This is a genomic window from Thiohalocapsa halophila (genome assembly GCF_016583825.1).
Taxonomy (GTDB): Bacteria; Pseudomonadota; Gammaproteobacteria; order Chromatiales; family Chromatiaceae; genus Thiohalocapsa; species Thiohalocapsa halophila.
In genome coordinates this window covers 1-5,875 of sequence record NZ_NRRV01000132.1, presented here as the reverse complement: position 1 = coordinate 5,875, position 5,875 = coordinate 1, and the positions used below count along the sequence as shown (strand labels likewise).

6 protein-coding genes and 1 pseudogene are annotated in these 5,875 nt (G+C 70.4%); 3 read left to right on the top strand and 4 right to left on the bottom strand.

From position 1 onward, the window contains the following. Positions 1-7: 7 nt before the first annotated feature. Positions 8-220, top strand: a complete 213-nt coding sequence (locus CKO31_RS27785; RefSeq protein ID WP_369075148.1) for a nucleotidyltransferase domain-containing protein — start codon at positions 8-10, stop codon at positions 218-220. A gap of 67 nt (positions 221-287) precedes the next feature. Here the strand turns inward: CKO31_RS27785 and CKO31_RS25100 are convergent, their stop codons facing one another. Then, complete coding sequence (locus tag CKO31_RS25100) at positions 288-1,253, bottom strand: MBL fold metallo-hydrolase (protein WP_200243357.1); 966 nt, start codon at positions 1,251-1,253, stop codon at positions 288-290. Positions 1,254-1,449: 196 nt separating this feature from the next. On the opposite strand from CKO31_RS25100, the pseudogene CKO31_RS27780 reads away from it, so the two are divergent. After that, positions 1,450-1,704, top strand: a pseudogene (locus tag CKO31_RS27780) (hypothetical protein); the annotation flags it as partial. A gap of 97 nt (positions 1,705-1,801) precedes the next feature. Beyond that, positions 1,802-2,269: a type 2 periplasmic-binding domain-containing protein gene (locus CKO31_RS25095; protein ID WP_322789211.1), complete on the top strand. Its 468-nt coding sequence runs from the start codon at positions 1,802-1,804 to the stop codon at positions 2,267-2,269. Between the two features lie 8 nt (positions 2,270-2,277). Here CKO31_RS25095 and sdhB read toward each other — a convergent pair whose 3' ends face one another. The 3 genes from sdhB to CKO31_RS25080 are packed head-to-tail and all read right to left on the bottom strand — an operon-like array spanning position 2,278 to position 5,741. Then, the gene (gene sdhB / locus CKO31_RS25090) at positions 2,278-3,156 is read right to left on the bottom strand and encodes a succinate dehydrogenase iron-sulfur subunit (RefSeq protein ID WP_200243351.1); all 879 of its coding nucleotides are present in this window, start codon (positions 3,154-3,156) and stop codon (positions 2,278-2,280) included. Positions 3,157-3,195: 39 nt separating this feature from the next. Further along, positions 3,196-5,094 (bottom strand): succinate dehydrogenase (quinone) flavoprotein subunit, encoded by a 1,899-nt coding sequence (gene sdhA, locus CKO31_RS25085; protein WP_200243349.1) that lies wholly within the window; start codon positions 5,092-5,094, stop codon positions 3,196-3,198. Then, positions 5,091-5,741 (bottom strand): succinate dehydrogenase/fumarate reductase transmembrane subunit, encoded by a 651-nt coding sequence (locus CKO31_RS25080; protein WP_200243347.1) that lies wholly within the window; start codon positions 5,739-5,741, stop codon positions 5,091-5,093. The genes sdhA and CKO31_RS25080 overlap by 4 nt, the downstream gene beginning before the upstream one ends. Between the last annotated feature and the right edge of the window lie 134 nt (positions 5,742-5,875).

Here is a 5,875-nt window from a genome sequence, read left to right as displayed (position 1 = left end):
GGGGTTGATGTGGGCGGGTGGCGGCGTCGGCTTCGGCATCGGACTGCCCACCGAGACCGTCGACGATTTCGGCGCCGGCCAGGTGCTGCTCTTCGGCGGCCTCGCTTGCGGCGAGGCTGGGCCCGGCAGCGATGTTGACCTGCTGGCTCTGCGCATCCCACCTGGCTGCCAGGTACTCCTCAAACCAGTCAGCGAATGCATCGAGCTCGTCGTTCGTTAGGTTTTGGACTGCGCTTTCAAGCTGTTCAATAGTCATTGCAAGACCCCAATTCGCCCCCGAACGATCACTACCCGCCCCGCTTCTCCCGCCGCTTCAGCCAAACATCGAGCCCCTGCGCGTTCAGCTCCAGGTCCACGGACAGCAGCTCGGCCATGCGGGCATCGCTCAGCGTGCAGCCGTGCGCGCGGGCGTCGGCGAGCAGGTGGGCGGTGATGGCGTCCTTGATGCGGTCCTTGCGCTCCGGCCCCGGCGGGTCGGCCTGTTCCAGGGCCATCGCCGCGAGGTCGTTGATGCTGCGCCGCAGCCGCTCGACGTGCCGTGCCGGCTCATCGATGCGGCAGTAATGGGTCAGAAACGCCGCCGCGGGCGCGAAGTCCAGCAGCCGATCCAGGCTGCGCTGCCAGGCGTCCGGGTCGAAGGCCACCGGCGTGGTGGGGGCGAACAGCCAAGGGCCGGCGGCGGTGTCGAATTCCCGGTAGGAGATGCCGAAGGTGTCGCCGGTGAAGATCCCGCCTGAGCCGGCGTCGTGGATGCAGCCGTGGTGGTTGGCGTGACCCGGGGTGTCGATGAAGGTCAGGTTGCGGCCGGCGAGGTCGAAGCGCTGGCCGTCGCCGGCGGCGATGACACGGTCCTCCGGCACCGCCACCAGCTCGCCGAAGTCCCGGGCGAAGGCGGCCTCGCCGTAGACGGCGGTGGCGCCGGCCGTCAGCCGGGCCGGGTCGATGAGGTGCGGTGCGGCCTTGGGATGCGCGACCAGCGTGGCGTTGGGGCAGGCGGCCATGAGCACACCGGCGCCGCTGGCGTGGTCCAGGTGGACATGGGTGGGGATGACATAGTCCACGTGCGCCGGCGTCAGGCCGAGATCTTCGATGACGCCGAGCAGTCCGGGCACGGTGTGCGTGGTGCCGGTGTCGACGCAGGCGAGCCGGTCCTGCTCGCGGATCAGGTAGCAGGCGGCGAGGCCGTCGCGGTAGAGACCGGTCTCGATGCAGAAGACGCCGTCGGCGACGGCTTGGTAGCGGGCGATTGACATGGCTGGCAGCGGAATTCGGTGTTGGCGAGCTATGATGGCAATGTGACCGTTTGATGACACCCCTGCGGCGGCGACCGCGGGCGAGCGGCTCCATGGCTCTGCTGGCGGAGCCGGGGAGCCGGACTTCGGGGCCGAGCCCCTGGATACCGCCCGCGCCTGCGCCATCGCATTGCTGCTGAGGAGCCGAGATTAAAACATGAACCCTGCAACTCGCCCGATGGCCCGGCTGTGCCATCTGCTCGTCACCGCCGCGCTGCTGGGCCTGATGGCCTCGGCCCAGGCACAGGACAACGCACAGGAGCCAGTGAAGCTCATCGGCACCGGGGCCAGCTTCCCGGTGCCGCTCTATCTGCGATGGTTTCGCGATTACCATCTGGCGCATCCGCATATCCGGGTGGACTACCAGAGCATCGGCAGCGCCGGCGGCGTGAAGGACCTCATCGCCGGGCGCGTGGACTTTGCGGGCACCGACCTGCGGCTCACGCCCGAGGAGGCCGCGGAAGTTCACGCGCTACCTGAGCGTGTTGAGCAGGGAGTTCGCGGCGGACGTGGGTACCACGATGACGCCGGACTGGCCCGACCCGCTCAAGCAGCACGCGGGCCTCATCCGCGCCCCCGGCAACGGCGGTGTTGCCGCCAGTGTGCGGGCCATCCCCGGCAGCATCGGCTATGTGCAGTACGCATACGGGCTGCTGCCGGGTATCAGCATCGCGGCGCTCGATAATCGCGCCGGCAAGATCGTTGCACCCGGTAAGGCCGCCTTCGACGCGGCGCGCAGCTCCATTATGGCGGACGTCAGCACCGCCGAAGCCAAAGATCCGGTCAACGAGGCGGCCTATCCCATCGTCGCGCTCTCCTGGCTGGTGCTGCGCAAGGAGTACGATGATCCGGCCAAGGCCGCGGCGCTCGAAGACCTGATTGCCTATGCGCTGGGGCCCGGACAGGCGGTGACGGAGCGCCTCGGCTACTTGCCGTTTCCGGAGTCCGTGAAGGACTACGCGCGCGAGCAGTTGTAATAGCCGAGTCAGCCGCCGAACAGATCCTTCAGCGCCTGCACCGTGGTCTGCCGCCCCAGCTCGCCGATGGCGGTGGTGAGTGGGATGTCCTTGGGGCAGACGCGCACGCAGTTCTGCGCATTGCCGCAATCGCTGAGGCCGCCCTCGGCCATGATGGCGTGCAGGCGCTCGGTCTTGTCGTAGCGCCCCAGCGGGTGCGCGTTCAGCAGCCGCACCTGGGCGAGGGCGGCGGGGCCGAGGAAGCCGCGCTCGCCCGCCGGCGCGTCTTCGAACTGCGGGCAAGCCGCGAGGCAGATGCCGCAGCTCATGCAGCGGCTGTAGAGGTAGTCCGCGGCCCACTGGCGCTGGGAGATGCGCGGGGCGCGCTCGTGGATGTCCCAGGGGCCGTCCAGGCGCACCCAGGCCTGGACGCGCTCCAGGCTCTCCGCCAGGCGGGCGCGGTCCACCATCAGGTCCCGCACCACCGGGAACTTGGGCAGCGGCTCCAGGCGGATGCGGCTGCCGAGCTCCGCCAGCAGCGTGGAGCAGGCGGGCTTGGGCCGGCCGTCGATGAGCATGGCGCAGGCGCCGCAGACCTCCTCCATGCAGTTGTGCTCGAAAGCGACCGGGTCCACGCGCTCGCCGTCGACGGTGACCGGGTCGAGCCGCAGCGCGCGCAGCACGGAGACGACATTGTCGCCGGGCTTGGTGGCCACGCGGAAGCACTGCCAGTAAGGCGACGCGTCCGGGGTGTCCTGGCGGCGGATCTGAAGCTCGACGCTGCGGCTGGCGCTGCTGTCCCTGCGCTCGGCAGCGGCGGCGGTGCGGCTGGAGGCTTCCCCGTGACCGGCACGGTCGAAGCCTGCCACCCGCAGCGCCAACCGCTGAACACCTGCGATGGCGCTCATGGCGTGTCTCCCCGGATCATTGCGTTGTCCACCTGCGCATCAGCGGTAGTCCCGCGGCCGATCCGGCGCCAGCACGCTCAGGTCCACGGGCTCGAAGTCGATGCGCGGGCCGTCGATGCCGTGCTCGGCGACCGTAGTCTTGAGCCAGCGCGCGTTCTCGGCGCGCCAGCGCTCGCGGTAGTGCTGCCAGGCCGGGCCGTCGGCGTCGCCGGCCGAGGGCAGCGGCAGCTCGAATTCGGGCTTGTAATGGGCGCCGCGGCACTCGTCCCTTGCCCGCGCGCTCGCCGCCATGACGCGGGCGAGGCGGATCATGTCCTGCACCTGCCGGGCGTGGGCCAGGGTCTGGTTGGCCCAGGGGCTCGCCTCGCGGAGGTCCATGTGCGCGGCGCGGCCCTCCAGCTCCGCCAGCGCCGCGATGGCCCGGTCCAGGCTCGCGTTGTCGCGCACCACGCCCACGCGGTCGGTCATCAGGGCGCCGAGCGCGTCGTGGAGCTGGAAGGGGCTCTCGCTGCCTTGGCCCGTCATCAGCTCCCGGTTGATGGCCTGCTGGCGCGCGACTTCATCCTGAAAGGGCGCCGCCGGCAGATCGTCCGCGCCGCGCTCGATGCCGGCGAGGCAGCTCAGTACGGCCTCGCCCGCCACGCGCCCGGAGTAGGACGCGGACAGCAGCGAGTTGGCGCCGAGCCGATTGGCGCCGTGGTAGCCGTAGTCGCACTCGCCGCAGGCGTAGAGCCCGGGGATGCTGGTGGCATGGTTGCGCGGACTGCCGGGGGTGACGCCGCCGCTGGCCGGGTCGTGCTCGAAGTCCACCCAGAGCCCGCCCATGGCGTAGTGGGCGGCGGGGAAGATCTCCATGGGGGCGTCCAGCGGGTCGGTGCCGGCGAACTTGCGGTAGATGGACAGGATGGCGCCGAGGCGGGACTCGACGAAGCCCCGGTCCAGGTGCGTCAGGTCCAGGTAGACCCGGTCGCCGCCGCCGACACCCTGGCCCAGCTCGCGGCAGACCCGCCAGATGGCGCGCGAGGCGATGTCCCGCGGCACCGTATTGCCGTAGGCCGGGTACCAGTCCTCCAGGAAGTACCAGCGCTCGGCCTCCAGGATGCGGCCAGGCTCGCGGCGGTCGGCGGGGTCCTTGGGCACCCAGACCCGCCCGCCCTCGCCGCGGGCGGCCTCGGACATGAGCCGGGTCTTGTCCTCGCCGAGCATCGCCGTGGGGTGGAACTGGAAGAACTCGGCGTTGGCGAAGCGCGCGCCCTGCTGATAGACACGGCTCGCGGCGGCGCCGGTGGAGTTGGTGGAGCAGGTGGTCTGGGGCGCGTAGAGCTGCCCCAGACCCCCGGTGGCGAGCACCACGGCGTCGGCGCGGAAGGCTTGGACCTCCAGCGAGCGCAGGTCCATGGCGACGACGCCGCGGCAGGCGCCGTCGGCGTCCTTCACCAGCCCCAGGAATTCCCACCACTCCAGCTTCTGCACCCGGCCTTCGGCCTCCAGCCGGCGCACCTGCTGGTCCACGCCGTGCATCAGCTGCTGCCCGGTGCTGGCGCCGGCGAAGCAGGTGCGCCTGTGCTTGACCCCGCCGAAGAGCCGCTGATCCAGGAGCCCCTCCGGCGTGCGCGAGAAGGTGACGCCCATGCGCTCGAAGGTGCGGATCAGCGAGGGCGCCGCCTCGCACAGGGACTTGACCGGCGGCTGGTTGGCGAGCCAGCTGCCGCCCTTCAGCGTGTCGTGGATGTGCTGGTCGATGCTGTCGCGCTGGCCCTTGGCGTCCAGTACGGCGTTGATGCCGCCCTGGGCGCACACCGAGTGGGAGCGCATCACCTCGAACAGGGAGAACAGCAGGACCTTCTGTCCGCCCCCGGCGATGGCGAGCGTCGCCCAGAGCCCGCCGAGCCCGCCGCCGACGACGATGACCCGCCGCTGGGCTGTGGCTGCGCTCATGCCCCGGCTCCGGTGGGGGCGATCAGGTAGCCCACGAGCCCGTGGGTGCCGATGGCCCCGAGCAGCAGCCCGACGCCCGCACAGACCCAGCCGAAGCGCCGCTGCGCGTCGGCGCTGGTGGTGAGTCCCCAGCTGATGGCCGCCGTCGCCAGGCCGTTGGCGAAGTGCGCCACCGCGAGCCAGAGTCCGACGAGATAGAGCCCGAACACCCAGGGGCTCATGAGCGCATCGCGCATGTGCCCGAACAGGTCCGCGTGGACGGCCGGTTCCATCAGCCCGGCGATGCGCGTCATGCCCACATGCAGCAGGATGAACACCAACAGCCCGACGCCGGAGACGCGCTGCAGCCAATACAGCCGGTTGCGAAGATACGGATAGCGCAGCGGCTGCGCGCGGGCGCCGCCGATGATCGCCAGCCCGTAGACCGCGTGAAACAGCAGCGGCAGGGCGATGAGGAAGATCTCGATGACGGGCAGGTAGTTGAGCCCCGCCAGGGCGCCGACGACCTCCTGGTTGAAATGCTCGGCGCCGAACCGCGACTGGCTGTTCTCCCAGAGGTGAAACGCCAGAAAGGCCCCCACCGGCACCACGCCCAGCAGCGAGTGCAGGCGGCGCAGGACGAAGTGGGGGTTGGTGATGGAGGGCATGGGAAGTGCGAGGTGCGAGTGGCTAGGTGCGAGGCTCGAGGTGCTGAGTGCTGAGTGCTGGGTGCTGAGTGCTGAGTGCTGGGTGCTGAGTGCTGAGTGCTGGGTGCTGAGTGCTGGGTGCTGAGTGCTGGGTG